At 71.0% G+C, this 26,229-nt stretch carries 23 protein-coding genes and 2 tRNA genes; 16 read left to right on the forward strand and 9 right to left on the reverse strand.

The window, feature by feature from the left end:
* Positions 1–94: 94 nt before the first annotated feature.
* The 4 genes from ACZ2G1_RS11930 (at position 95) to ACZ2G1_RS11945 (ending at position 4,493) form a co-directional block, all read left to right on the forward strand.
* Positions 95–1,537, forward strand: coding sequence for a hypothetical protein (locus ACZ2G1_RS11930; protein WP_109221580.1), 1,443 nt, complete (start codon positions 95–97; stop codon positions 1,535–1,537).
* A 133-nt stretch (positions 1,538–1,670) separates the two neighbouring features.
* Positions 1,671–2,702, forward strand: coding sequence for a thioredoxin-disulfide reductase (gene trxB, locus ACZ2G1_RS11935; RefSeq protein WP_017835062.1), 1,032 nt, complete (start codon positions 1,671–1,673; stop codon positions 2,700–2,702).
* A 132-nt stretch (positions 2,703–2,834) separates the two neighbouring features.
* Positions 2,835–3,170 (forward strand): thioredoxin, encoded by a 336-nt coding sequence (gene trxA, locus ACZ2G1_RS11940; RefSeq protein ID WP_017835063.1) that lies wholly within the window; start codon positions 2,835–2,837, stop codon positions 3,168–3,170.
* Positions 3,171–3,284: 114 nt separating this feature from the next.
* Complete coding sequence (locus ACZ2G1_RS11945; RefSeq protein WP_470376852.1) at positions 3,285–4,493, forward strand: peptidoglycan-binding protein; 1,209 nt, start codon at positions 3,285–3,287, stop codon at positions 4,491–4,493.
* A gap of 84 nt (positions 4,494–4,577) precedes the next feature.
* On the opposite strand, the gene ACZ2G1_RS11950 is transcribed toward ACZ2G1_RS11945, so the two are convergent.
* The 8 genes from ACZ2G1_RS11950 to rpmH form a co-directional block, all read right to left on the reverse strand.
* Complete coding sequence (locus ACZ2G1_RS11950; RefSeq protein WP_470377728.1) at positions 4,578–5,786, reverse strand: ParB/RepB/Spo0J family partition protein; 1,209 nt, start codon at positions 5,784–5,786, stop codon at positions 4,578–4,580.
* 700 nt (positions 5,787–6,486) lie between these two features.
* Positions 6,487–7,383, reverse strand: a complete 897-nt coding sequence (locus tag ACZ2G1_RS11955) for a ParA family protein (RefSeq protein ID WP_109268899.1) — start codon at positions 7,381–7,383, stop codon at positions 6,487–6,489.
* Positions 7,384–7,706: 323 nt separating this feature from the next.
* On the reverse strand, positions 7,707–8,378 hold the full coding sequence (gene rsmG, locus ACZ2G1_RS11960; protein ID WP_470376853.1) for a 16S rRNA (guanine(527)-N(7))-methyltransferase RsmG: 672 nt from the start codon (positions 8,376–8,378) through the stop codon (positions 7,707–7,709).
* Positions 8,378–9,013, reverse strand: a complete 636-nt coding sequence (locus tag ACZ2G1_RS11965) for a Jag family protein (protein WP_284563001.1) — start codon at positions 9,011–9,013, stop codon at positions 8,378–8,380. The genes rsmG and ACZ2G1_RS11965 overlap by 1 nt, the downstream gene beginning before the upstream one ends.
* Before the next feature lie 85 nt (positions 9,014–9,098).
* Positions 9,099–10,085, reverse strand: a complete 987-nt coding sequence (gene yidC, locus ACZ2G1_RS11970) for a membrane protein insertase YidC (RefSeq protein ID WP_017835069.1) — start codon at positions 10,083–10,085, stop codon at positions 9,099–9,101.
* Entirely contained in the window at positions 10,082–10,522 is a 441-nt protein-coding gene (gene yidD, locus ACZ2G1_RS11975) for a membrane protein insertion efficiency factor YidD (protein ID WP_017835070.1), read from the reverse strand. Before yidD ends, yidC begins: the two co-directional genes overlap by 4 nt.
* Complete coding sequence (rnpA, locus tag ACZ2G1_RS11980) at positions 10,519–10,932, reverse strand: ribonuclease P protein component (protein WP_017835071.1); 414 nt, start codon at positions 10,930–10,932, stop codon at positions 10,519–10,521. Before rnpA ends, yidD begins: the two co-directional genes overlap by 4 nt.
* A gap of 102 nt (positions 10,933–11,034) precedes the next feature.
* Positions 11,035–11,172 carry a 50S ribosomal protein L34 gene (gene rpmH, locus ACZ2G1_RS11985; protein ID WP_019181680.1) on the reverse strand — a complete coding sequence of 46 codons (138 nt, stop codon included), beginning with the start codon at positions 11,170–11,172 and terminating at the stop codon, positions 11,035–11,037.
* A gap of 669 nt (positions 11,173–11,841) precedes the next feature.
* On the opposite strand from rpmH, the gene dnaA reads away from it, so the two are divergent.
* The 10 genes from dnaA (at position 11,842) to ACZ2G1_RS12035 (ending at position 23,361) form a co-directional block, all read left to right on the forward strand.
* Complete coding sequence (dnaA, locus tag ACZ2G1_RS11990; RefSeq protein WP_051063853.1) at positions 11,842–13,425, forward strand: chromosomal replication initiator protein DnaA; 1,584 nt, start codon at positions 11,842–11,844, stop codon at positions 13,423–13,425.
* Between the two features lie 630 nt (positions 13,426–14,055).
* The gene (gene dnaN, locus ACZ2G1_RS11995; protein WP_035924354.1) at positions 14,056–15,180 is read left to right on the forward strand and encodes a DNA polymerase III subunit beta; all 1,125 of its coding nucleotides are present in this window, start codon (positions 14,056–14,058) and stop codon (positions 15,178–15,180) included.
* Positions 15,181–15,216: 36 nt separating this feature from the next.
* On the forward strand, positions 15,217–16,437 hold the full coding sequence (gene recF, locus ACZ2G1_RS12000; protein ID WP_017835074.1) for a DNA replication/repair protein RecF: 1,221 nt from the start codon (positions 15,217–15,219) through the stop codon (positions 16,435–16,437).
* Positions 16,434–17,099: a DciA family protein gene (locus ACZ2G1_RS12005; RefSeq protein WP_017835075.1), complete on the forward strand. Its 666-nt coding sequence runs from the start codon at positions 16,434–16,436 to the stop codon at positions 17,097–17,099. Before recF ends, ACZ2G1_RS12005 begins: the two co-directional genes overlap by 4 nt.
* A gap of 351 nt (positions 17,100–17,450) precedes the next feature.
* Positions 17,451–19,538: a DNA topoisomerase (ATP-hydrolyzing) subunit B gene (gyrB, locus tag ACZ2G1_RS12010; protein WP_470376854.1), complete on the forward strand. Its 2,088-nt coding sequence runs from the start codon at positions 17,451–17,453 to the stop codon at positions 19,536–19,538.
* A 90-nt stretch (positions 19,539–19,628) separates the two neighbouring features.
* Positions 19,629–22,334, forward strand: a complete 2,706-nt coding sequence (gene gyrA, locus ACZ2G1_RS12015; RefSeq protein ID WP_109243531.1) for a DNA gyrase subunit A — start codon at positions 19,629–19,631, stop codon at positions 22,332–22,334.
* Entirely contained in the window at positions 22,331–22,945 is a 615-nt protein-coding gene (locus tag ACZ2G1_RS12020) for a DUF3566 domain-containing protein (protein ID WP_115156050.1), read from the forward strand. Before gyrA ends, ACZ2G1_RS12020 begins: the two co-directional genes overlap by 4 nt.
* Positions 22,946–23,042: 97 nt before the next feature.
* Positions 23,043–23,116, forward strand: a tRNA-Ile gene (locus ACZ2G1_RS12025).
* 33 nt (positions 23,117–23,149) lie between these two features.
* Positions 23,150–23,272, forward strand: a complete 123-nt coding sequence (locus ACZ2G1_RS12030; protein WP_255219369.1) for a hypothetical protein — start codon at positions 23,150–23,152, stop codon at positions 23,270–23,272.
* Positions 23,273–23,285: 13 nt separating this feature from the next.
* Positions 23,286–23,361: transfer RNA gene (locus tag ACZ2G1_RS12035), tRNA-Ala, on the forward strand.
* A 143-nt stretch (positions 23,362–23,504) separates the two neighbouring features.
* Here ACZ2G1_RS12035 and ACZ2G1_RS12040 read toward each other — a convergent pair.
* Positions 23,505–24,377 carry a hypothetical protein gene (locus ACZ2G1_RS12040; RefSeq protein ID WP_126349597.1) on the reverse strand — a complete coding sequence of 291 codons (873 nt, stop codon included), beginning with the start codon at positions 24,375–24,377 and terminating at the stop codon, positions 23,505–23,507.
* A gap of 159 nt (positions 24,378–24,536) precedes the next feature.
* Between ACZ2G1_RS12040 and ACZ2G1_RS12045 the strand changes: the two genes are divergently transcribed.
* Both ACZ2G1_RS12045 and ACZ2G1_RS12050 read left to right on the forward strand, forming a co-directional pair.
* Positions 24,537–25,082: a peptidylprolyl isomerase gene (locus tag ACZ2G1_RS12045; RefSeq protein ID WP_017835081.1), complete on the forward strand. Its 546-nt coding sequence runs from the start codon at positions 24,537–24,539 to the stop codon at positions 25,080–25,082.
* Between the two features lie 162 nt (positions 25,083–25,244).
* Entirely contained in the window at positions 25,245–26,045 is an 801-nt protein-coding gene (locus ACZ2G1_RS12050; RefSeq protein ID WP_136341119.1) for a rhomboid family intramembrane serine protease, read from the forward strand.
* Positions 26,046–26,229: the final 184 nt, after the last annotated feature.

A 26,229-nucleotide genomic window follows, 5' to 3' on the forward strand; every position in this document is an offset into this window, starting at 1 on the left:
ACGTGGGTCAGGAACACCCCTTCCGCCCCGCCGGCCACCCCCGCCCGCGAATTCCGGCCCCCCGCCGCGGATTCCCGACCCCCAGGGAGCCAACGTGCCCGCACCGATGAAGCTCGGTTCCGTCCTCGGCGGCCGCTACAAGGTCGTCACCGACGTGCTGGCCACCGCCGAGGGCGACCGCGTGCTCGAGGGACAGGACCAGATCCTCGGCCGCCGCGTGTCGATCCTGCTGCCCGCGGAGCGGCACACCTCCCTGCTCGTGGAGAACGCCCGCTCCATGGCCAACGGCAGCATCGGCGCCCCCTTCCAAATCCTGGACCTGGGCCAGGCGGAGGCGCACACCTACCTCGTGACCTCGCACACCCCGGCCGCGGACATGCTGGACTCCCTGCTCGTGGAGCCGGACGACGTCGAGGACGAGTCCCTCAGCGACGACATCTTCGGCGCCCCGCGCGGCAGCGGCCCCGGGTCCTACGTGTACGACGAGCCGGACCCCACCAGCCCGACCCCCGTGGTCGCGACCGAGGCCTCCGACGACCTCGGCGGCGCGGCCCCCCAGCCCAAGGTCACCCGGTGGCGGGACGACGACTCGTACGACGACGCCGCGCCCGCCCCCTCGGTGCGCACCCGTCTCGGCCGGCCGGTGCGGGTCAGCGCCACCTCGACCCGCTCGACCCTCTTCGACCGCGCGGCGGCGAGCGGCACGGCGGCCTCGGCCGTCCGCACGGCCGGGACGGACATCGACCCGGGCTACGACGGCGACAACCGCTACGACAGCTACGACGACTACGACGACGGGCACCCGGACACGCCCCACGGGCCGGAGGAGGCGGCCGCGGCCGCGCCGCCGCGCCGGGAGGCGACCGCGGACCGGCCGCAGAAGGGCGGCCGGGGCCTGCTGCTGCTCCTGCTCCTGCTCCTGGCCCTGCTGATCGGTGCCGTGGTGTTCAGCTTCGACCGGCTGGGCGGACTCTTCGCCGGGTCGGAGAGCCCTGAGCCCGCCGTGAGCGCGCCGGCCGAGGAGCAGGCCGGGGCGGAGCAGGTGCAGCCCAGCCCCGAGCCGGAGGCCCCGGCCGCCGAGCCGGAGCCCCGCGCCGTCACCCGGGTGGTGCCCACCGACCCGGGCTTCATGGCCGACCAGGACGCGCAGCTGGGCCAGATCGTCGACGGCAACCCGTCCACCTACTGGATCAGCTACGGGTTCTCCGACCCGAACTTCGGCAACCGGACGCCGAGCGTCGGCCTCGCCGTGCAGCTCGAGGAGCCCGCGCCCGTGGAGACGCTCAGGCTCAGCCAGTCGGCCGGCTCGGGCGGGATGTTCGACGTGTACGTCAACGACACCCCGAGCCTGGACGGCGCCGACCAGGTGGCCTCCGGCTCCTTCACGGGCCCGGAGATCACGGTTCCGCTCGCCGCGGCCGCCCAGGACGAGGACCAGCAGTACGTGATCGTGAACTGGACGCAGCTGCCGCAGCTGACGAACCCCATCGCCGGGTTCAACCACGGCCTGCGGATCGGCGAGATCCAGCTCGACTGAGGGCCCCGCTCCCCCCGCCGGACCCGCCGGGGCGGGTCCGGCACCGGAATATCCGCCGCGCGCGCCCCGTTGTGCCAGTGGTCCCTGCGGTCGGCGTGCCCGGCCGCTCCCTGTACGGAAGGTCTGCAGAACAGTGAGCCCCGACTTCGGTCCCGTGATCAACGCCCTCAACCTCGTCCCCTCGACCGGCGAGCCGAAGGCCGGCGCGGACGACGAGACCGTCCACGAGGTGATCATCGTGGGATCCGGCCCCGCCGGGTACACCGCGGCCGTCTACGCGGCGCGCGCCAACCTCCACCCCATCGTCTTCGCCGGGTCCGTGACCGCGGGCGGTGAGCTGATGAACACGACCGAGGTGGAGAACTACCCCGGGTTCATCGACGGGATCCAGGGCCCGGAGCTGATGTCCAACATGCAGCAGCAGGCGGAGCGCTTCGGCGCCGACATCCGCTACGAGGACGTCGTCGCCCTCGAGCTCGAGGGCGAGGTGAAGACCGTGACCCTCGAGGACGGCTCCGTGCACCGCGCCCACGCCGTGATCCTCGCGACCGGCTCCGCGTACCGGGAGCTCGGCCTGCCGGACGAGAAGCGGCTCTCCGGCCACGGGGTGAGCTGGTGCGCCACCTGCGACGGCTTCTTCTTCAAGGAGCAGCACATCGCGGTGGTCGGCGGCGGCGACTCCGCCCTCGAGGAGGCCACGTTCCTCTCCCGCTTCGCCTCCAAGGTCACGATCATCCACCGGCGGGACAGCTTCCGCGCCTCCGAGATCATGCAGCAGCGCGCCTTCGACGACCCCAAGATCGAGGTCCTGTGGAACGCCGAGGTCGTGGGCATCAACGGCGAGGACAAGGTCCGCTCCGTCACCGTCCGTGACACGGAGTCCCACCAGACCTCGGAGCTGCCCGTGACGGGGCTGTTCGTCGCCATCGGCTCCGATCCCCGCACCGCCCTGGTCAAGGACCAGCTCGAGCTCACCGTGGACGGCACCATCGCCGTGGACGGCCGCAGCTCCACCACGAGCCTCGCCGGGGTCTTCGCGGCGGGCGACGTCGTGGACGCCACCTACCGCCAGGCCATCACGGCGGCGGGCTCCGGATGCGTCGCCGCCGTCGACACCGAGCACTACCTCGCCGCCCTGCACGACCGCTCGGTCCTGCACAGCTGAGCCGTCCCGGTCCGGGCGCCGCCGGCGCCCGGACCGGCATGGGCCATAATCGAACCAGATCCGCCTTCACCACGTCACCCAGAGCGGTCCGGGCACGCCGACCGCGTGCCCGGCACCCCGACAAGGAGAAACATGAGCGCCGCCAAGAACGTCACCGACGCCGACTTCCGCACCGAGGTCCTCGAATCGGACAAGCCCGTCATCGTGGACTTCTGGGCCGAGTGGTGCGGCCCCTGCCGCATGGTCGGCCCGGTCCTCGACGCGATCGCCGCCGAGCACGCCGACGCCGTCGAGGTCGTGAAGCTGAACGTGGACGAGAACCCCGCCGTGGCGTCCCAGTACGGCATCACGTCCATCCCGGCCATCTACCTCTTCTCCGGCGGCGAGGTGGTCAAGAAGGCCATCGGCGCGAAGCCGAAGAGCGCCCTCGAGAAGGAGTTCGCCGACTACCTCGTCCCCGGGAACTGAGCGGACCCCCGACATCCGCGACACCCCGGGCTCGTCCGCCCCTCCCCCGCCGGGGAGGGGCGGACGAGCCGCTGTCCTGGCACCACGCCGACCCCTCCGACCCGTGGGACACCCGTGAACAACGACGACACCGAACCGATGCTGCGCCGGACCATGACGAGCCGGCGGGTGGTCAGCCTGCGGGAGCGGCTGCTCCGGGCCGGCGTCACCGTGGCCTACCTCGCCCCGCAGGACGTCAACAACCCCTCCTACTTCGACGACCACGTCGACGCCGCCGTGCGCGCCTTCCAGCAGGAGCGCGGGCTCATCGTGGACGGCCTGGTGGGCCCGGAGACGGACCGGTGCCTCAACGAGGCGCAGTACGCCCTCGGTGACCGCCCGCTCTACGCCGACGACGACCACCCGCTCCGGGGCGACGACGTCAGCATGCTGCAGCACAACCTCTCGCGGTTGGGTTTCTACTACGGACACCTGAACGGGGTGTTCGGCAGCAGCACGCACCACGCGGTCATGGAGCTCCAGCAGAGTCTGGGTCTCGGGGCCACCGGAGTGGTGGACCGCGAGACCATCGCCGCGCTCGCCCGGATCAACAAGAACATCACGTCCTCCAAGGCCTTCTCGCTGCGCGAGTACCACCGCCTGGAGCGGGCCACCTCGGCCCTGCGCGGCCGCTCCGTGGTGCTGGTCCCGTCCGGGGCAGCGGGTCAGCAGCCGCCGGCCTCGGCGGCGCCGGACTTCCGCGACCGCGCCGACGAGGTGACCCGGGACGTCGCCGTCCGCGCCTCCGAGCTGCTGCACGAGATCGGTGCCGACCCCTCGGTGGTCTCGCCCGGGCGGGAGCTCCACGACCGCCGCGGCGTGCCCGTGCGGACCGCAGACTCCACCCGGGAGGCCGTCGCCGGGAGCCGGACGGACTCCGTGGTGGTCACCCTGCACTGCGACTGGAACGCCTCCCCCGCCGCCGGCGGTGTCGCCTCCTACTACTGGGGCGAGCAGGACCGCTCCGAGATCTACTCCCCCATCGGCGAACGGGCCGCGGTGCTCGTGCTCAAGGAGATGGTCGCCCGGACCGGGGCGCTCGACCTCGGCACCCACGCCCGGCAGTGGGACCTGCTGCGCTCCCAGGACGCGCCGACCATCTGGCTCGACCTCGGCTACCTGTCCAGCCCTGCCGACCGGGCCGCCCTCGCCGATCCCGAGCACCGGAACCACCTGGCCGAAGCCGTCGTCTTCGGTCTGCAGCGCATGTTCCTGCTCGCGGAGGACGACGTGCCCACGGGCACCATGAGCGTCGACGACGTCGCCGAGTACAACGGACGCTGAACCGCCCCGCCGGGCGGACCCGGCGCACGGAAGAGCCCCGGTGTTCCACGTGAAACACCGGGGCTCTTCCGTGCGATCGGTGGTCTAGGTGCGGTCCATCCCGGGGTCCAGCACCTCGATGATGCGGTTCAGGTCCTCCACCGAGGCGAACTCGATGGTCATCTTGCCCTTGCGGGCGCCCAGGGCGATCCGCACGCTCGTGTCCAGGCGGTCGGAGAACGCCTCCGCGATGTAGTCGAGCCGCTCCTTGTTGCGCCCGGCCGGGGCGGCCGCCCGCTGCGGCTTGCGCTCCCCCGTCTCCGTCAGCTGCACGGCCTCCTCCGTGGCCCGGACCGAGAGCCCCTCCGCCACGATCCGCTGCGCGAGTCGTTCCATCTGCGCGGGGTCGGCCAGGGACAGCAGGGCGCGGGCGTGCCCCGAGGACAGGACGCCGGCGGCCACACGGCGCTGGACGAGCGGCGGCAGGCGGAGCAGACGGATCGTGTTGCTGATCTGGGGGCGGGATCGGCCGATGCGCCGGGACAGCTCCTCCTGCGTGGCGCCGAACTCTTCCAGCAGCTGCTGGTAGGCCGCGGCCTCCTCGAGCGGGTTCAGCTGGCTGCGGTGCAGGTTCTCGAGCAGGGCGTCCCGGAGCAGGTCGTCGTCCGCCGTCTCGCGGACGATCGCCGGGATGGTCGGCAGCCCGGCGCGCTGGGTGGCGCGCCACCGTCGCTCGCCCATGACCAGTTCGTACGACTGCTCCCCACCCTCGCGGGTGGGCCGCACCACGATGGGCTGCAGCACACCGAGCTCGCCGATCGAGTACGCGAGCTCTGCGAGCTCCTCCTCGTCGAACACCTGACGGGGCTGCTTGCGGTTGGGGTGGATGGCCGCGACCGGGATCTCGGCGAACGTAGCACCGGGCACCGCCGCCAGCTCCTCGACCGCCGCGTCCGTTTCACGTGAAACATCGCCCGCGGACGTATCGGAAGCGGGACGGTCCGTCACGGAGGTCGCCTCGGTCGCCTCTCCCGCGCCGGAATCATCTGTCGCCTCCGGCGCATCGCCCGCGGCGGCGGGGCCGGCCGGGGAGACATCGAGTCGCTGATGCTCCGGCTCCGCCGCGGTCCAGCTGCGCCCCCCGGACGGAGCCACGACGTCCTCCGCGGACGGGCGAGTCTCCTTCGGACTCGATGTTTCACGTGAAACGCCGGCCCGGTTCCCCGGACCGGGTTCTGTCGTCGACGACGACGTCTCCCCGGAGTCATCCGCCGGCGCGGCGTCAGGGGCACCGGCCGATGGCAGGAAGAACATGTCCGAGGGTCGGCTGACAAGTGTGGTGTTGCGCAGGGCCTCGCCCATGTCCATCCGCGCTTTCATGGCCTTCTGCCGAGCGGCAGGGCTGGCAGTCCTGCTCCGTCCCCCGGCAGCCGACCGCTTCGCCGGCTCGGCGGACCCGGGCTGCTCGGGGACGTCATCTGCGTCTGCGGTCCCGCCAGCGGGACGCGCGGCGGCCTTCGACGTGCTCGGGGTCCTAGTGGCTGGCTCTCCGCCGGCTGAGGGCCGGTGCGTCGGGGTCCCGGTTGCTGCGTCCGGCTGGTCGGTCGAATTCTCAGCACGTGCGGGTGCGGCTTCGGCGGACGTCGTTTCACGTGAAACATCCGTGCGGGCAGCGTCCTTCCGGGACGTGTCCTCCGCGCTCGTCGACGGCACCGGAGCCGGGCCGACGTCCGCGCCCTGTTCCTCCTTCACCGGGGCCTCGGCAGCGGGTGCACTCGGAATGAGTGCCCCCAGTCCTCGGCCCAGTCCACGTCGTCGTTCGCTCACGATGTTCCTCTCCCTCGCCCGGCAATCCGGACAATTCTAGCCGAGCCGCGCGTTCCGACGTGCCGTTTCACGTGGAACGGTGGGTCACTTGCGCGCGGCGCGGAACGGGAACAGCAGGACGCCCGCCTCCAGAAGGAGACGGGCGTCGGGCGGGGGAGTGGCCGGGAAATGGCCAGGGGCCGCTCCGTCAGCGCTGGGCGCGCTGGGCGATCTCGGCCGCCGCCTCCAGGTAGGACAGCGCCCCCGTGGAACTGGGGTCGTAGCTGATGACGCTCTGCTGGTAGCTCGGCGCCTCCGAGATGCGCACCGAGCGGGGGATCATGGTCTCCAGGACCTCGGCGGGGAAGTGGTTGCGCACCTCTTCGGCCACCTGCGACGCGAGGTTGGTGCGACCGTCGTACATGGTGAGCAGGATCGTCGACACCGACAGCTCGGGGTTCAGGTGCTTCTGGATCATCTCGATGTTCTTGAGCAGCTGGCTGAGCCCCTCGAGCGCGTAGTACTCGCACTGGATGGGGATCAGCACCTCGGTGGCCGCGACGAACGCGTTGAGGGTCAGCAGCCCGAGACTCGGCGGGCAGTCGATGAAGACGTAGTCGAGCCGCTCCAGACCGTCGGCCTCGCGCTGCTTCGCGTACGCCTCGAGCGCCCGGCGGAGCCGGTGCTCCCGCGCCACCATGGACACGAGCTCGATCTCCGCGCCGGCCAGATCGATGGTGGCCGGGACGACCCACAGGTTGTCCGCCTCGGCGGACGGCTTCACCGCGTCGGCGATGGGCATCTCGTCGATGAGCACGTCGTAGGTGCTGTCGACCTCCGAGTGGTGCTCCACGCCGAGGGCCGTCGACGCGTTGCCCTGGGGATCGTTGTCGATGACGAGGACGTTCTGCCCCTGTCGGGCGAGGGCCACCGCGATGTTCACCGACGTGCTCGTCTTGCCCACGCCGCCCTTCTGGTTGCTGATCGTGAAGATCCGCGTTGCGGCGGGCTTCTCCAGCTGGACCTTCTTCAGCCTGGCGCGTCGCCTGGTCTCCTCCACGAGCTTCCTCCCCAGCGGCGTGTCCTCCGCCATCGTTGTGGTCATCTTGGGCAGCTGTCCGTCCGTTTCACGTGAAACACGAGTACCCCGATCAGGAACAACCTTGATCGATTGATCAAGCGGATCGGGGGGAAACTCGGCGTCGAAGCCTCGCGGACTTCCCGCGCCGTCGTCGATCGGCATCTGACTGCGCACCTTCCCGGTTCGTCTCGAACTCGTTCCGTCGGAGCACGCCTCCCGCGGGGGAGGGGTGCCTGGGACCGCGCCGCAGGTCAGGTTGCCGTCGACCCGTGGCCGAGCTCGGCGCACCGCCCGTGGCACACTCCTCCCAGCCTACCGCCGACACCGCGCGGAGCAGGCGGCGGTGCTCAGAGCCGGACCCGCACCACCGTGGTGGGCTCCTCGAGCAGGTCCGCCCCGGCCGGGACGATCTCGGTGGACCGGGCGCCGAGCCGGTCCAGCTTCTTCTGCGCCTTGCGCACCTCGTCCGCCGCGGAACGGCCCTTGAGGGCGAGCAGCTCTCCGGTGCCGCGCAGCAGCGGCAGGGTGATGTCCACGAGACCCACCAGGGCCGAGACCGCGCGGGCGGTGACCACGTCCACCTCTCCGACCTCGTCCCGGGCCTGCTCCGCCCGGGCCCGCAGCACACGCACGTTCGTGAGCCCGAGGTCGGCCACGACCTCGTCCAGCCACTGCACGCGCCGCTCCAGCGGCTCGATGAGCGTGATCCGCAGGTCGGGCCGGGCGAGGGCGAGGCACAGCCCGGGCAGACCCGCGCCCGATCCGACGTCGGCCACGCGGGCGCCGGTCGCGATGAGCTCCTCGACCACGGCGCAGTTGAGCACGTGCCGGCTCCACAGCCGGGGCACCTCCCGCGGGCCGATGAGCCCCCGGACGATGCCGGACGACGCCAGGTGCGCCACGTAGCGCTCCGCCAGCGGCAGCCGCTCGCCGAACAGCCGCTCGGCGGCGCGCCGCTCCTGCTCGTCCGGGACCGGCGGGACCTGCGGAGCGGGGGAGGGGCGCGGCTCCTCGGCCATCAGCCCTGCGGAACGGACACGACGATGTGCCGTGCCGCCCCTTCGCCCTCGGACTCGCTGACGAGACCCTGCTCGGCGACCACGTCGTGCACGATCTTGCGCTCGTAGGCGGACAGGGGGTCGAGGTGCACGCGCTCCCCGGTCTCCTGTGCCTCTCGCACGGCCGCCAGGGCCAGGTCCTGGAGCTGACCGGCCCGGCGGAGCCGGTAGCCGCCGATGTCGAGCACCAGGCGGGAGCGCCGGTCGGTGGCGGCCAGCACGGAGAGGCGCAGGAGCTCCTGGAGGGCCTCCAGGACCTCGCCGTCCTCGCCGACCAGCGCCGACAGGCCTTCGACGTCGTCCCCGTCGGCGACGACCGACAGGTAGGTGCGACCGTCGCGGACCTCGATGTCGATGTCGCCGTCGAGGTCCGCCGTGTCCAGCAGCTCCTCGAGGTAGTCGGCCGCGATCTCGCCCTCCTCCTCGAGCGGATCGACGGCGTCGGTCTCTGCGGCGGCGGTCTCCGCGGCCGGGGTCTTCGCGGCCGGGGTCTCCGCGGCGGGGGCTCCCGCCCCGGCGCCGCGGTCGGCGTCGGCGCGCGGCGCGGGGGGCTGCACGTCGTCGGCGTCCTGGGTGGTCTGCCGGATGTCGGTCATGTCGTCTCCTGGGGCCGTGGAAGCACGGGGCCGGGCGCGCCGGCCCCGTGCGGGGAGGGGGTCGAGCCGGGTCGGCCGGCCGCGGTCATCGCGCCTGTTTCCGCTTCGCCTGCTGCCTCTGGCGCTTCTTGCCGACCGGCTGCTGACGCTGCCCGGCGGCGGCGCGGGCACGCTGCTCCTCGATGTCGGCCTCGTGCTCCTCCACGGTCTTGCCGAGCGGGGGGAGCCCCTTGGCGGCGCGGCGCTCGTTGAGCTCCTGCTCGGCCTGCGAGCCCGGGGTCGGGTTGTTGCGGATGACCCACCACTGCTGGCCCATGGACCAGACGTTGGAGACGGTCCAGTAGATGAGGACGCCGATGGGGAAGTTGATGCCGCCGATCGCGAAGACCAGGGGGAACAGGTACAGCATCATCTGCTGCTGGCGGTACATCGGGGAGGCCTTCGCGGCCTCGCTCATGTTCTTGGCCGTCAGCTGCTTCTGGGTGAAGAACTGCGAGGCGGACATCGCGACGATCATCACGATCGCCAGGAGGATCGTGGCCACGTGGTTGCCGTCGCCGGGGTTGAGCAGCGTGGAGAACAGCGGGGCGCCGAAGAACGTGGCCTCGTTGAAGGACTGCACGGTGGCCGCGTTCAGGACGTGCACGCCCTCGCCGGCGGCCGCGGACCCGGGCACGCCGTTGAGGACCTGGAACAGCCCGAAGAAGATGGGCATCTGCACCAGGATGGGCAGGCAGGCGGAGAACGGGTTGGAGCCGTGGCTCTTGTACAGCTCCATCTGCTCCTGGGCCATGGCCTGCCGAGACAGCTGGTCCTTCTTGCCCTTGTACTTGGCCTGGAGCTTGGCCATCTCCGGCTGCAGCTCCTGCATGCCGCGCATGGACTTGATCTGCTTGAGGAACAGCGGGATGGTCAGCGTGCGCATGACCAGGGTCAGGCCCACGATGCACAGCACCCAGGTGATGCCCGCGGCGGGGTCCATCCCGAGGGCCGTGAGCATCTCGTGGAACACCCACAGCACGGCGGAGACGACCCACCTGAAGGGGAAGAGGATCATTTCGAACAGGTTCATGGGGAAGGCTCTCCTTGGGCCGCGGGACCGGTGGCCCCGGCGGGGTGGTGCTGGTGGCGCTCAGCAAGGGTGGGATGGTTCAGCAGGACGATCCGGGGAAGGGACGCGAAGTCGGGGAAGACCCGGCCCCCGTCCGGGACCCTGTCGATCCCACCCGCCGCCCAGGGGTGGCAGCGGAGGAGCCTGCGGACGCTGAGGCCCAGGCCGCGCACGACGCCGTGCACCGTGACGGACTCGAGGGCGTAGGCCGAGCAGGAGGGGAAGTACCGGCAGACGTCCCCGTACAGGGGGGAGACGATGGTCCGGTAGAGCTTGAGACCCGCGATGAGCGCGTTCTGGGGCAGGAACCACAGGACCTGCCACGCGGACGCCGGGCGGACGAACTCGTGGGGAGCCGCCGCGAGGAGGTCCTCGGGCGCGTGAGCGTGCTCGCTCATGACTCCGGCTCCTCCCGTGCGGGTCGTCGGTCTGCTGCGGTGGTCGTCGTCCCGGCGGTCCCGGGAGCCCCGGCCCGCGCGGACGCCGTCCGCCACGCCTTCGCGTAGTCGGCGGCCAGCTCCGCCCAGTCCGCGCGGGAGGCGGGCGGCAGCGCGCGCACCACGACGTCGTAACCGTACGGGGCCTGCCTGACCGTGGTCTGGGCGAGCTCCCGGAGGCGTCGCTTCACCTTGTTGCGGCGCACGGCGTTGCCCACGGCCTTCGAGACGACGAAGCCGAACCGGGCCGGGTGCTCCTCGCCGGTGGGACGCACATAGACGACGACGTTCCGGCGCCCGTTTCGGGCGCCGGAACGCGTGGTGGCCGAGAACTGGGCCGAGGTCCGGATCCGGTGCTGTTCAGGCAGCACGGTCCCGCTCCTGCACGGTCGGCGGCTCGGGCGGCTCCGGCACGACGACGAGCGCCCGTCGCGGGGCGGTCGTCGGAAGCGCCGGCGCCGACACGGACCGGCTCAGGCGGAGAGCTCGGTGCGGCCCTTGCTGCGGCGGGCGGCGAGGATGGCGCGGCCGGCGCGGGTGCGCATCCGGGCACGGAAGCCGTGCTTCTTGGCGCGACGGCGGTTATTCGGCTGAAAAGTCCGCTTGCTCACTGGTTACTCCAAAGGCGTCAGGGTGTGCGCCCGTCCTCGGTCTCACCGCACCGGGTTCGGCGCGGAGGAGAGGGACGGTCACAGCGGTGCTGGTGGATGCGTCCGAGCATGCGGATGGGCATGACAGTGGACACAAAAGACTACTTCACCCTAGACAACGGGCAGGGGGCGGTCAAATCAGCGACGGGTGGCCGCGGGCCCCGGTGCCGCCGGCGCAGGAGCGGGGCGGCCGGGGCGGAACCGGGTCGAACGGTGGTCGAGTGCTGGACCGGGCACCGGGAGACCCGGCGCCGCTGTGCAGTTCACATCCTACCCACAGCTGTGCACGGATCTTCATCACATCCTGTGGAAAACCGGCCCGACCGGAGCCGCGGAACCACGCGGATCGGGCGTCGAACTACACGTCTGTAGTTCCTGGAGCCCCCGGAAAACGGCTATGAACAGGTTCGGCGCATGTTCTAGGCTGGCACTCGCGGCTGGCCCCCGACAGCTTTTCCACCGTTGTGAACAACGATGTGGACAAGATCCCCGGCGAGGGGCCGGGACGACCCGTCCACCGCCTCGTCATCCCGACGACAGCTCGATGACATCTCGACGACAGCAGGAGTACGCGTGGGCACGCAGGACAATCAGGCGCTCAGCGCGCAATGGGCCGAATGCGTGCAGTACATGTACGAGGACCCCATGACCACGGGGCGCTACCGGGGGTTCATCTCCCTGGCCCAGCCCCAGGGCCTCATCGGCACCACGCTGCTCGTCGCGGTCCCGAACGAGCTCACCCGCGAGTTCTTCCAGAACCAGATGGCGTCCGTGCTCCGGTCCTCCGTGGGCCGGGCCTTCAGCCCCGAGACGCTCGTGGCGTTCGTGGTGGACGCCGACCTCGAGACCGCTCCCGCACCGGAGGCGGGCGCCTCGACGCCCACCGCGGCCCTGCCCCCGATCAGCGAGCTCGAGGCGGAGCGCAACCGCACCGACCTGCCCGCACGGGTCGACCACGCCGACACCGCCGACGCGGTGGAGGTCGACCGGCGGACGGCCGGCCTCGACCGGCAGCCCGCCGGGCTCATGGCGCCGCCCCCGGAGCCGGCACACCGCTCCGAGATGGGCGGGGCCGACCGGACCCTGCCGCCGCCGCGGGACCCGCAGGCCGCCCCGCCCCGCCGCCCCGTCCAGGACACCGGCACCGCTCCCGCCGTGGTGGGGGAGTGGGACAGCTCCGCGCGGCTGAACCCCAAGTACGTCTTCGACTCCTTCGTGATCGGCCAGTCCAACCGGTTCGCCCACGCCGCGGCCTTCGCGGTGGCCGAGACCCCGGCCAAGGCCTACAACCCCCTGTTCATCTACGGGGAGTCCGGGCTGGGCAAGACGCACCTGCTGCACGCGATCGGCCACTACGCCAAGCGTCTCTACCCCCAGGTGCGGGTGCGCTACGTGAACTCGGAGGAGTTCACCAACGACTTCATCAACTCGATCCGCGACGACGAGGGCTCCTCCTTCAAGGAGATCTACCGCAACGTGGACATGCTGCTGATCGACGACATCCAGTTCCTGGCGGGCAAGGAGCACACGCAGGAGGAGTTCTTCCACACCTTCAACGCGCTGCACAACCACGAGAAGCAGATCGTGATCACCTCCGACATGCCGCCCAAGCAGCTCACCGGCTTCGCCGAGCGGATGCGGTCCCGCTTCGAGTGGGGCCTGATCACCGACGTGCAGCCGCCGGAGCTGGAGACGCGCATCGCGATCCTGCGCAAGAAGGCCACGAGCGAGGGCATGGACGCCCCCGACGACGTCCTGGAGTACATCGCCTCCCACATCTCCACCAACATCCGCGAGCTCGAGGGCGCCCTGATCCGGGTCACCGCGTTCGCCTCCCTGAACAAGCAGTCGGTGGACCTGCCCCTGGCCGAGCTGGTGCTCAAGGACCTCATCACCGACGACGGCGCGCAGGAGATCACCGCGGCTTCGATCCTGGCCCAGACCGCGGTGTACTTCGACATCAGCCTCGAGGAGCTCAAGAGCAAGTCCCGCACGCGCACCCTGGTCACCGCCCGGCAGATCGCGATGTACCTGCTGCGCGAGCTCACCGACATGTCCCTGCCGAAGATCGGCCAGGAGCTCGGCGGCCGCGACCACACCACGGTGATGCACGCCGACCGCAAGATCCGCACGCTGATGGCCGAGCGCCGGCAGATCTTCAACCAGGTCACGGAGCTCACCAACCGGATCAAGCAGCAGCAGCGCGAGGGCTGAACCCGGCCCCACCCCTCCTCGAAGGCCCCGGCGGAGCACCGCCGGGGCCTTTTCGTGTAGTTCGTCCACAGGCTCCGCCCGCGGGATCCCGGGCCCGGGGGCACCCTCCTGCACAGGATGTCGGCGCTTGTGGAGCGCCTGTGCACAGGACAGAACCCACACCTGTGGATAAAATTGTGGAATTCTCCGTCCGACCGGTGGAGAACCTCGGTACAACTCGGTGGAGGGCTGTGGAACCCGCGGAACCACGCGGATCTCGTCCACCGGCAGCACGCGTTCCGGTGGACCCCGAACCACAGGAACTCAACAGGCCGCCACCGCCCGGGTGCTGGCCGAGGGGCAGTTATCCACAGATTCCACAGCGGTTATTAACACTCCCATCCTTAAAGAGACATCTGGCCAAACAACAAGAATCCTGGAGTGCCGACCCCGTCCGGGACCTCCCGGGCCCCGGATCACCCGGACGCCGCCACGGAGCGGCCGAATGGCCGTCCTGTGAAACGGACCGATACGATGCAGAGGGCGAAGACCCTGTTCGCACCGCTGCACCCCGCGGCGCGGCCCGCACCGGTCCCTGTCCGGGACCGTGGCTCCGCCGTCCTTGCTCAGACTGAAAGGCAGCAACCTCTCGTGAAGTTCTCCGTCGAACGCGATGTTCTCGCCGAGGCCGTCACCTGGACCGCTCGGTCCCTCTCTCCTCGGCCCCCGGTCCCCGTGCTGTCCGGTCTGCTCATCCGTGCGGAGGGCGGTCAGCTGTCCATCGCGAGCTTCGACTACGAGATCTCCGCGCGGCTGTCGATCAGCGCCGACGTCCAGGAGGAGGGCACCACCCTCGTCTCCGGCCGTCTGCTCGCGGACATCTGCCGCTCCCTGCCCTCCGCCCCGGTCGAGGTGCACGCCGACGAGGGGAAGGTCACCCTGACCTGCCGCTCCTCGCGCTTCAACCTCGCGGCCATGCCGGTCGGCGACTACCCGGAGCTGCCCGCGCTGCCGGACGTCTCCGGCGTGGTGGCCGGCGACGAGTTCGCCCACGCCGTGGCGCAGGTGAACATCGCCGCGAGCAAGGACGACACCCTGCCCATCCTCACCGGCGTCCGCGTGGAGATCGAGGGCGAGAAGATGACGCTGCTCGCCACGGACCGCTACCGGCTCGCGATGCGCGAGCTCACCTGGCGGCCCAGCACCCAGGACATCTCCACGGCCGCGCTGATCAAGGCGCGCACCCTCAACGACATCGCCAAGACCCTCGGCCCGGCCGGTGACATCAACATCGCCCTGTCCGACTCCGCGGAGCTCGTCGGCTTCGAGTCCGGCGGCCGCCGCACCACGAGCCTGCTCATCGACGGCGAGTACCCCAAGATCCGGTCGCTGTTCCCGGAGCACACGCCGATCACCGCGGCGGTGCGGACCACCGAGCTCGTCGAGGCCGTCCGGCGCGTCTCGCTCGTGGCCGAGCGCAACACCCCCGTGCGCCTGGCCTTCACCCAGGGGCAGGTGGCCCTGGACGCCGGGACCGGCGAGGACGCCCAGGCCTCCGAGGTCCTCGACGCGCACCTCACCGGCGACGACATCACGGTGGCCTTCAACCCGACGTACCTCTCCGAGGGCCTGCACGCCTTCGCCTCCGACTACGTCCGGTTCTCCTTCACCGCCCCGCCCAAGCCGGCCGTGCTCTCCGCCCAGGCCGAGCCCGAGGGCGAGGACAAGGACGACTACAAGTACCTGCTGATGCCGGTGCGGCTCCCCAGCCAGTGACCGGCCGGCCCGGAACCGGAAGCTGCTGATCCCGGCGTGTTCGTCGACCACCTCTCCCTGCTCGACTACCGGACGTATGCCCATCTGGACATACGTCTCGCTCCCGGGACCACCGTGTTCCTCGGGCCGAACGGCGTGGGCAAGACGAACATCGTCGAGGCCCTCGACTACACGGCGGGTCTGTCCTCGCACCGGGTGTCCTCCGACGGCCCGCTGATCCGCTTCGGCGCCGACCGCGCGATCGTCCGCGTCCGGGTGCGGCGGGGCGGGCAGCAGACCGTCCTGGAGCTCGAGCTCAACGACGGCCGCGCCAACCGGGTGCGCATCAACCGGGCCTCCCCGGTGCGGGCCCGGGACGCGCTCGGCATCGTGCGGACCGTCCTGTTCTCGCCGGAGGACCTGGCGCTGGTGAAGGGGGACCCCTCCCACCGCCGGCGCTTCCTCGACGACCTCGCGAAGTCCATGCGCCCGGTCCTCGCGGGCACCCTGGCCGACTACGAGAAGGTGCTCCGGCAGCGCAACGCGCTGCTGAAGTCGGCCCGCCGGAGCGGCCGGTTCACGGACACCCACCGGTCGACCCTGGCGGCGTGGAACGACCAGTTCGCCCGCGCCGGGGCCGGCATCCTGCACGCGCGCCTGCAGCTCATCGACGCCCTGGCGCCCCAGGTGGCGACCGCCTACGGCCAGCTCACGGACGGGACCAAGGAGACGACCCTGCGCTACGTGTCCTCGGTGCTGCCCGAGAGCGCGGCCGGGGACGCCGAGCGGCTGCGCGGGTTCACGCCCGCGGACCTGCACCAGCTGATCCTCGACGCGTGCGAGGCCTCGGAGCAGCGGGAGCTCGAGCGGGGACTGACCCTCGTGGGCCCGCACCGCGACGAGCTCGAGCTGCTGCTCGGGACGGCGCCGGCCCGGGGCTACGCCTCCCACGGCGAGACCTGGTCCTACGCCCTCGCGCTCCGCCTCGGCTCCTGGTACGTCCACCTGGCGGACGACCCCACGGAGGGCGCCGCGCCGATCCTCGTCCTGGACGACGTGTTCGCGGAGCTCGACGCCCGCCGCCGCAGCCGTCTCGCCGCGATCGTGGCCTCCGCCGAGCAGGTGCTCGTGACCGCCGCGGTCGAGGAGGACCTCCCGGCCGAGCTCGTGGCCGGTCCGCACGATGTGGTGCGGGTGGGTCCCGGCACCGCCGTCCGGGACGACGAGCAGGCGCCCGCCGGGACCGGTCCGGAGCCGGAGGAGGCGTCGTCGTCGTGACCGGGCCGCGGCGCGAGGACGACCCGCTCCCCGCCGGGGAGCCCCAGGAGCCCCCTGTCCCCGAGGCGAACGTCGTGCGGATCGAGGACGAGATCGACGCACCGGCGGCGCTGCTCACCCGGATGCGCCACGCGGCGGAGGCGCGCGGGGACGGGCGGCTCTACGGCGCGGCCGCCCGGCGCAACCTCAAGGGCTTCGGCGCCGCCATGGAGGCGGCCACCGCGTCGGCCGCCGAGCGCCTGGGCCGCCGCGGCAACGACGTCGACCCGCGGGCGCTCGGCGGGTACTCCGGGGCGGGCCGCTCCGCCCGCGACCCCCGGGGGGTCGGCACGGTGCTGGACGGGCTCGTGTCCGGGCGCGGCTGGAAGGCGCCGGTCGCCGTGGGCTCGGTGCTGGCCCGCTGGGACGACCTCGTGGGCCCGGGCATCGCCGGGCACTGCCGGCCGGAGAGCTTCGACGAGACCGTGGTGCGGGTCCGGTGCGACTCCACCGCCTACGCCGCGAACCTGCGCCTCATGGTCCCGCAGCTGCTGCGCATGTTCGACGAGCACCTGGGGGAGGGCATCGTCACCCGGATCGAGATCCTCGGTCCCACGGCCCCGAGCTGGAAGCGCGGCCGCCGCTCCGTGCAGGGCCGGGGGCCCCGCGACACCTACGGCTGAGGCCGGTGGTCCGGACCGCTGAGCGGCCTCGTGGCGCGCTGCGGCCCCCCGGTGGCGTCCTGGGGGTGGCGGAGCGGAGGAAAAGTGGTCCTGAGGCCCTTTCCCGGCCGCTCAGAGGGACCTGTGAGCACCCCGAGCCCACGGTTTTCCGATAGAATCGGTTCCAGACAGCAATCGACGGACCGGGCCCCCACGGCCGATCGCGACCACATCGCCCGCGGCGCGGGCACCCGGAGTCGTCGACCCGTTCCGACCCCGCACGAGCCGATGAGCCGCCCGAACGTCTCATCGGCGTTCTCTTGTGCCGTCCGGAGCGGGACCGGTGTGCCCAACAGGAGGAGCCAGGAACCCGTGGCAACAGAGGATCCGCAGAAGCGCGAGTACGGTGCCGGTGACATCACCGTCCTGGAAGGTCTCGAGGCCGTCCGGAAGCGACCCGGCATGTACATCGGCTCGACCGGCCCGCGGGGGCTGCACCACCTCGTGTACGAGGTGGTCGACAACTCGGTCGACGAGGCCCTGGCGGGCTACTGCGACCACATCGAGATCACCCTGCAGGCCGACGGCGGCGTCAAGGTCGTGGACAACGGCCGCGGCATCCCCGTGGACATCCACCCGACCGAGGGCCGGCCCACGGTCGAGGTCGTCATGACGATCCTGCACGCGGGCGGCAAGTTCGGCGGCGGCGGCTACGCCGTCTCGGGCGGGCTGCACGGCGTTGGCATCTCCGTGGTCAACGCGCTGTCCCGGCGCGTCGAGACCGAGGTGCGGCGCCAGGGCCACGTCTGGCGGATGGTCTTCGCCGACGGCGGCATGCCCCAGGGCGAGCTGGTCCGGGGGGAGGAGACCTCGGAGACCGGCACCACCCAGGTCTTCTACCCGGACCCCGACATCTTCGAGACCGTCGACTTCGACTTCGAGACGCTGCGGGCCCGCTTCCAGCAGATGGCGTTCCTCAACAAGAGCCTGCGGATCACCCTCACGGACGAGCGGGCGCCGGAGGAGTCCGGCGAGGAGATCGCCGGCTCCGCCTCGGACCGCACCGCCGTCCACGCGGACGCCGAGCCGGTCGAGGGCCGCGACGGCGGCACCGACGTCGCCCGGCTCAACCACGAGGACGAGGACGGCGCCGGCCACCGCCGGGTCGTCTACAAGTACGACCACGGCCTGCTGGACTACGTGACGTTCCTGAACACGTCCAAGAAGGCCGACCTCGTCCACGACGACGTCATCGCGCTCGAGTCCGAGGACACGGAGCGCAAGATGTCCCTCGAGCTCGCCATGCAGTGGACCACGGCCTACACCGAGTCCGTGCACACGTACGCGAACACGATCAACACCCACGAGGGCGGCACCCACGAGGAGGGCTTCCGCTCGGCGATGACGTCCCTCGTGAACCGCTACGCCCGGGAGAACAAGCTGCTCCGGGACAAGGACGAGAACCTCACCGGCGACGACGTCCGCGAGGGCCTCACGGCCGTCATCTCGATCAAGCTCGCCGAGCCCCAGTTCGAGGGCCAGACCAAGACGAAGCTCGGCAACTCCGAGGCGAAGACCTTCGTCCAGCGCGAGGTGAACAACCGGTTCGGCGACTGGCTCGAGCGCAACCCGGCCGCGGCACGGGAGATCATCCGCAAGGCGATCAACGCCTCGCAGGCGCGGCTCGCGGCCCGCAAGGCGCGCGAGACCACCCGGCGCAAGGGCCTGCTCGAGTCGGGCGGGATGCCCGGCAAGCTCAAGGACTGCTCCTCCAAGGACCCCTCCCTGTCCGAGATCTACATCGTGGAGGGTGACTCCGCGGGCGGCTCGGCGGTGCAGGGCCGGGACCCCGCGCACCAGGCGATCCTGCCGCTGCGCGGCAAGATCCTCAACGTGGAGCGCGCGCGGCTGGACCGGGCGCTGTCCAACACCGAGGTGCAGTCGATGATCACCGCGTTCGGCGCGGGCATCGGCGACGACTTCGACATCGAGAAGGCGCGGTACCACAAGATCGTGCTGATGGCCGACGCCGACGTGGACGGCCAGCACATCACCACGCTGCTGCTGACGCTGCTGTTCCGGTTCATGCGCCCGCTGATCGAGCACGGCTTCGTCTACCTGGCCCAGCCGCCGCTGTACCGGATCAAGTGGTCCAACGCCCCGCACGACTACGTCTACACGGACGCCGAGCGGGACGAGGCGCTGGCGCGCGGGCTCGCCAACAACCAGCGCATCCCCAAGGACAACGGCATCCAGCGCTACAAGGGCCTCGGCGAGATGGACTACACCGAGCTGTGGGACACCACGATGGACCCCGACCACCGCACCCTGCTGCAGGTGACCATGGAGGACGCGGCCGCCGCCGACCAGATCTTCTCCGTGCTCATGGGCGAGGACGTCGAGTCCCGCCGCGAGTTCATCCAGCAGAACGCCAAGGACATCCGGTTCCTCGACATCTGACCCGCGACATATGTCCCACTCGGCATGCAATGACCGGGGGCGGGACCTGCGCAGGACCACGAGGACGAGCAGACAGAACGGAAAGACCGCATGAGTGACGAGACCCAGGACGGACCGACCCCGGAGGACGCCGGCCTCGCCGGCGACCTCGAGCACACCCCCGTGCTGACCGACCGCGTGGAGCAGGTGGACCTGCAGACCGAGATGCAGCGGTCCTACCTCGACTACGCGATGGCTGTCATCGTGGGCCGCGCCCTGCCGGACGTCCGGGACGGGCTCAAGCCGGTGCACCGGCGCGTGCTGTACGCGATGTACGACGGCGGCTACCGCCCCGACCGCTCCTTCAACAAGTGCGCCCGCGTGGTGGGCGAGGTCATGGGCCAGTACCACCCGCACGGCGACTCCGCGATCTACGACGCCCTCGTGCGGCTGATCCAGGGCTGGGTGATGCGCTATCCGCTCGCCCTGGGGCAGGGCAACTTCGGCTCCCCGGGCAACGACGGCGCGGCCGCCCCGCGGTACACCGAGACCAAGATGGCGCCCATCGCCATGGAGATGGTCCGGGACATCCACGAGGAGACCGTCGACTTCCAGGACAACTACGACGGCAAGAACCAGGAGCCGTCGGTGCTGCCGTCCCGGTTCCCCAACCTGCTGGTCAACGGCTCGTCCGGCATCGCCGTGGGCATGGCCACCAACATCCCGCCGCACAACCTGCGCGAGGTCGCGGACGGCGTGCAGTGGTACCTCCAGCACCCGGACGTCTCCAACGAGACGCTGCTCGAGGAGCTGCTGCAGCGGATCAAGGGCCCGGACTTCCCGACCGGCGCGCAGATCCTCGGGCACAAGGGCATCGAGGACGCCTACCGCACCGGCCGCGGCTCGATCTCCATGCGCGCCGTGGTCAGCGTCGAGGAGATCCACAACCGCACCTGCCTGGTGGTCACCGAGCTGCCCTACCAGGCGAACCCGGACAACCTCGCGATGAAGATCGCGGACCTCGTCAAGGACGGCCGCATCACCGGCATCGCCGACATCCGGGACGAGACCTCCGGGCGCACCGGGCAGCGGCTGGTGATCGTGCTCAAGCGCGACGCCGTGGCCAAGGTGGTGCTCAACAACCTCTACAAGCACACGCAGCTGCAGGACAACTTCTCCGCCAACATGCTCGCGCTCGTGGACGGGGTGCCCCGCACGCTGAGCCTCGACGCGTTCATCCGGCACTGGGTCACCCACCAGATGGACGTCATCGTCCGCCGCACCGAGTACCGCCTGCGGCAGGCCGAGGCGGAGGCCCACATCCTGCGGGGTCTGCTCAAGGCGCTCGACGCCCTCGACGAGGTCATCGCGCTCATCCGCCGCTCCCCGACGGCCGACGACGCCCGCAGCGGGCTCATGGAGCTGCTGCAGATCGACGAGGACCAGGCGCAGGCCATCCTCAACATGCAGCTGCGCCGGCTCGCGGCCCTCGAGCGGCAGAAGATCCAGGACCGGCACGCGGAGCTCGAGCGGCTCATCGCCGAGTACACCGAGATCATCGCCTCGGAGGAGCGCCAGCGCGGCATCATCTCCTCGGAGCTCGACGAGATCGTGGGCCGCTACGGCGACGACCGCCGCTCCGAGATCATGTACGGCTACGACGGCGACATGTCGATGGAGGACCTGATCCCCGAGGAGGAGATGGTCGTGACCATCACCCGCGGCGGATACGTCAAGCGCACGCGCTCCGACCAGTACCGCTCCCAGCGGCGCGGCGGCAAGGGCGTGAAGGGCGCGCAGCTGCGCGGGGACGACGTCGTGGAGCACTTCTTCGTCACCACCACCCACAACTGGATCCTGTTCTTCACGAACCTGGGCCGGGTCTACCGCACCAAGGCGTACGAGCTGCTGGAGGCGGGCCGGGACTCCAAGGGCCAGCACGTGGCGAACCTGATGGCCTTCCAGCCGGGGGAGCGGATCGCCCAGGTCATGGAGCTGCGCTCGTACAGCGACGCCCCGTACCTGGTGCTCGCCACCCGCAGGGGCCTGATCAAGAAGTCCCGGCTGATGGACTACGACACCAACCGCACGGCCGGGGTGATCGCGATCAACCTGCGCGACGACGACGAGCTCGTCTCGGCCCAGCTGGCGTCCGCGCAGGACGACCTGCTCCTGGTCTCCCGCAACGGGATGTCCCTGCGCTTCACCGCGAGCGACGAGGTGCTGCGTCCCATGGGGCGGGCGACCTCCGGGGTCACCGGCATGAAGTTCCGGGACGGCGACGAGCTGCTCTCCGCCAACGTGGTCACCGACGACGCCTACGTCTTCGTGGTCACCGAGGGCGGCTACGCCAAGCGCACCAAGGTGGAGGAGTACCGGGTGCAGGGCCGCGGCGGCATCGGCATCAAGGTGGCCAAGCTCGCGGAGCAGCGCGGCCGGCTGGTCGGCGGGATCATCGTGGGCGAGGAGGACGAGGTCCTCGTGGTCATGGAGTCCGGCAAGGTCGTGCGCACCGGCGCCTCCGAGGTCCCGGCCAAGGGCCGCGACACGATGGGCGTGATCTTCGCGAAGCCCGCCCAGGGCGACACGATCACCGGGGTGGCCCGCAACGCCGACCGGGAGATCGCCGAGGAGGTCGACGCCGAGGCCGTGGCCGAGGTCGACGTCCAGCTCGACGAGACGATGGAGACGGCCGACGTCCTGGACACGGGCGAGGTCGACGGAGAGGCCGACGAGCTCGGTCCGGTCCCCGGTTCCGGGGACACGACGGAGGATGAAGTAGCGTTGGACCCGAACAACAACGGAGGTAACGCATGAGCTCGAGTTCCGGCTCCAACACCGCCGGCCGGTCCGGACGCTCCCCGCTGGCGTCCGCACCCCGCCCCGGGAACGGGTCGCCGTCCGGGACGGCGAGGCCCTCGACGAGCGCCCGGACCGCGCCGAAGCCGGCGAAGTCGGGCTCGGGTCCCGCGAAGCCGAGCGCTGCCCGGTCCGGCTCCGGCCCGGCGAAGAGCGCCCGGCCCGCGAGCTCGACGAAGGGCCTGGTCCGCCCGGCCCCGCGGCCGCGGGTGCGCCGGGCGCGGCTCGTGGTCTCGAAGGTGGACACCTGGTCGGTGCTCAAGCTCGCGTTCCTGCTGTCGGTCGCGCTGGGGATCATCACCGTGGTCGCCGCGGTCGTGCTGTGGATCGTCCTGGACCTCACGGGCCTGTTCGACGGGATCAACGAGCTGCTCGGGATGCTGGGCGGCGCGGGCGGGGCCCTGAACATCAAGGACTTCCTGTCCCTGGGGCAGATCGCGATCTTCGCGACCATCGTGTCCGTGGTCAACGTCATCCTGCTGACCGCCCTGTCGGTGCTCGCCGCCCTGCTGTACAACATCGCGGCGGCCCTCGTGGGCGGGATCGGGCTCACCCTCACGGACGACTGATCCGGCGCGGTTCCGGGGAGTCCGGCCGGGCCGGGGCGATTTGGCACGGGTCGGCAACTCCGGTATCGTTTCTTCTCGGTCCGCAAGGGCCGTGAGAGGGCGTATAGCTCAGACGGTTAGAGCGCTTCGCTGATAACGAAGAGGTCCCAGGTTCAATTCCTGGTACGCCCACGGTTTCCCTTTTCCGCAGGTCAGGAGGCAGGCGTGAACAGGAAGATGGCTGCGGCTCTCGCCCTGGTCGGCGCGTCGGTCGCGGTGCTCACCAAGCTGCGGGAGGCCGACGCCGACAGGAATGCCTGGGCGGACGCCACCGACGAGGTGGAGTAGCCCGGTACACCGCGGGGACGTGGCGCAATTGGTAGCGCATCTGCTTTGCAAGCAGAGGGTTAGGGGTTCGAGTCCCCTCGTCTCCACCACATCGGATCCCGATCGAGCAGACGCTCGGTCGGGATCTTCTCGTTCCCGGCCGCATCCCCGGGCGCATCACCGCGCGCCGCCGCAACGGCAGAGGCCCCCGCTCCCTGCCGGGAGCGGGGGCCTCTGCCCGAACGGGCGGGGGTCAGGCCTCGTTCTCGTCCTTCTTGCCCTGGATCTGCTCCTTGACCTCGTGGATCGTGGTCTTGGCGTCCTCGCCGACGGTCTTGGCGCTGTCCTTGACCTCGGCGGCGGCCTCCGAGACACCACCGGACTGACCGGCCGGGGTGGTCGCGTCCTTGACGTCGTCGACCTGCACACCGGTGCCGGCGGCCACGGTGGACTGCTGGGCCACCGGGGAGGCGGTCACGCGCGGGGACGTGGCCGCCGGGGTCTTCCAGGGGTCCTCGACCGGGCGCGAGGCCTTCCAGGCGGCCACGCCGGCCGCACCGCCGGCCACGAGCAGGCCCAGCAGCAGGAGACCCTTGTGGGACTTCTCGGCCTTCTTCTGCTGCCTGGCGTAGTCCTTGGCGACCTTCGAGGCGGCCTTCTTCGCGTTGGCCACGGCCTTCTTGTCACCGGTCAGCTTCGCGACGATCGCCTCGAGCTGCTCGGGGGTGTCCGCGTCGGCGAACTTGCCCGCAAGCAGGGCGGCGGCACCGGCGTACTTCGCCTGCATCGCGGCGCGGCTCTCGGAGGCCCGGTCCGCGGCCTTCGCGGCCACGGGGCCGGCGGTCTTCGCGGCCTTGGCCGCGACCGGGGCGGTCACCGCGGCGGCCTTCAGCTTGGCGGAGCCGGAGAGGTCGTGGGCGCGGCCCAGACCCTCCTGGACCTTGGGGCCGGCGGTCGCGACGCCACCGGCGAGGGCCGCGGCGCCCGCCTCGACGCTGTGCTGGAGCCGGGGCGCGAGGTCGCCGATCTCCTTGGACGCCCACTTGCCGGCGTCCAGGACCTTGCTCTCCGCGGCCTTCTGCGCCGCGACGGCCTTCTTCTCGCTCTTGGTCTTCTTGAAGCTCATGAATCCATCCCTCCTCGGGTCGTGACAATCCACTGTCAGCATACGGGCAGAGCCGTCGGGGCAGGAGGGTGCGCCGCGCAATCCCGGGCCTTTTCACTGTGCGCTGAACCCCGCTGCCCCACCGGGAAGGGCCTCCGGGGACCGTGCAAGAATGGGCGCATGACTTCTGCCATCCCCACCGCCAAGGCGACCATCCACACGAACCACGGCGACATCGTCGTGAACCTGTTCGGCAACCACGCCCCGAAGACCGTCAAGAACTTCATCGGCCTCTCGGACGGCACCCAGGAGTGGAGCGACCCGCGCACCGGTGAGAAGCAGACCGGTCCCCTCTACAAGGACGTGGTCTTCCACCGCATCATCAAGGACTTCATGATCCAGGGCGGGGACCCCCTGGGCCAGGGCATCGGCGGACCGGGCTACGAGTTCGACGACGAGATCCACCCCGAGCTCGACTTCAACGAGCCCTACATCCTGGCGATGGCCAACGCCGGCAAGCGCAACGGCAAGGGCACCAACGGGTCCCAGTTCTTCATCACCACCGCCCCGACCACCTGGCTGCAGGGCAAGCACACCATCTTCGGCGAGGTGGCCGACGACGCGTCGCGGAAGGTCGTGGACGAGCTGAACAGCGTCCGCACCGGCGGCATGGACCGTCCGGTCGAGGACTGCGTGGTCACCTCGATCGACATCGAGCAGCTCTAGATCCGAGCAGTCTCCCCGTCCCGGCACCGCCGGGACGGGGACCAGCGGCGCAGGCCCGTCCGGAGCGATCCGGACGGGCCTGCGCCGTTGCCGTCCCGTCCGCCCCAGTCCATCCCGTCCAGCGAACCGGGCCCGCGGAGAAGCGGCCCAGGAGGAGTCCCAGTGAGCGGCGAGCGACCGCAGTACGGCGCGTCCACCGGGGGAGACGTCCCGGTGTGCCCGCGCCACCCCGACCGTCCGGCGTACGTGCGGTGCCAGCGGTGCGGCCGGCCGACGTGCCCGGAGTGCCAGCGCACGGCCGCGGTGGGCGTCCACTGCGTCGACTGCGTGCAGGAGGCGACGCGCTCGCGCCCCGCCGTCCGCACGAGCCTCGGCGGCCGCGCGGCCCAGGGCTCCCCGATGCTCGTCACCTGGTGGCTCGTCGGCGTCAACGCGGTGGTCTACGCGCTGCAGTGGCTCGGGCAGGCGGCGGGCGTGAGCCTGCTGCAGATGTTCGCCTACGCCCCCGTGACCACGACCTCCGAGCCGTGGCGGATGCTCACGAGCGGTTTCCTGCACTCGATGTCCAGTCCGCTGCACCTGATCCTGAACATGTACATGCTCTACCTGTTCGGGCGGATGCTCGAGCCGGCGCTGGGTCGCGGCCGGTTCCTGCTGCTGTTCCTGCTCTCCGTCCTGGGCGGATCCGTGGGCGTCCTGCTCCTGTCGCACCCGCTCAGCCTCGTGGTCGGCGCGTCCGGGGGCGTCTTCGGCCTGTTCGGCGCCCTGTTCGTGCTGCAGCGCCACCTGGGGCAGTCCATCACGCCCATCGCGGTGCTGATCGGCGTGAACGTCGTCTTCGGCTTCCTCTTCCCCGGCATCGCCTGGCAGGCGCACCTCGGCGGACTCGTCACGGGAGCCATCGTCGCCTTCGGCTACACGGCCGCCAGCCGCCGGCGCCGGGGTGCCGGCGGCCGCCGGTGACGCCGGCCGCAGCCCGTCCCCGAGCACTCGCGCGCCGGCGGACGACCGTGTTCTCCACAGGGGTTGTCCCCATCTGTCGACAAGTTACACCGGTGGAATTCCACACCTGTGAGCAACGGTGTGGACAGGGCCGGGGCGGCTTCCACAGCTGTTAATAACGCTGTGGAGAGCGAGCTGTGCACAC

It is taken from the genome of Kocuria sp. KKT182 (assembly GCF_055635395.1).

Bases quoted from the DNA above. Each gene is read 5' to 3' on its own strand.
- trxA (WP_017835063.1), top strand. From the start codon at position 2,835: ATGAGCGCCGCCAAGAACGTCACCGACGCCGACTTCCGCACCGAGGTC.
- gyrA (WP_109243531.1), top strand. From the start codon at position 19,629: ATGAGTGACGAGACCCAGGACGGACCGACCCCGGAGGACGCCGGCCTC.
- dnaA (WP_051063853.1), top strand. From the start codon at position 11,842: ATGTACGAGGACCCCATGACCACGGGGCGCTACCGGGGGTTCATCTCC.
- ACZ2G1_RS12020 (WP_115156050.1), top strand. From the start codon at position 22,331: ATGAGCTCGAGTTCCGGCTCCAACACCGCCGGCCGGTCCGGACGCTCC.
- ACZ2G1_RS12040 (WP_126349597.1), bottom strand. From the start codon at position 24,377: ATGAGCTTCAAGAAGACCAAGAGCGAGAAGAAGGCCGTCGCGGCGCAG.
- ACZ2G1_RS12045 (WP_017835081.1), top strand. From the start codon at position 24,537: ATGACTTCTGCCATCCCCACCGCCAAGGCGACCATCCACACGAACCAC.
- ACZ2G1_RS11950 (WP_470377728.1), bottom strand. From the start codon at position 5,786: ATGTTCTTCCTGCCATCGGCCGGTGCCCCTGACGCCGCGCCGGCGGAT.
- rsmG (WP_470376853.1), bottom strand. From the start codon at position 8,378: ATGGCCGAGGAGCCGCGCCCCTCCCCCGCTCCGCAGGTCCCGCCGGTC.
- yidD (WP_017835070.1), bottom strand. From the start codon at position 10,522: ATGAGCGAGCACGCTCACGCGCCCGAGGACCTCCTCGCGGCGGCTCCC.
- yidC (WP_017835069.1), bottom strand. From the start codon at position 10,085: ATGAACCTGTTCGAAATGATCCTCTTCCCCTTCAGGTGGGTCGTCTCC.
- ACZ2G1_RS11965 (WP_284563001.1), bottom strand. From the start codon at position 9,013: ATGACCGACATCCGGCAGACCACCCAGGACGCCGACGACGTGCAGCCC.
- ACZ2G1_RS11955 (WP_109268899.1), bottom strand. From the start codon at position 7,383: ATGACCACAACGATGGCGGAGGACACGCCGCTGGGGAGGAAGCTCGTG.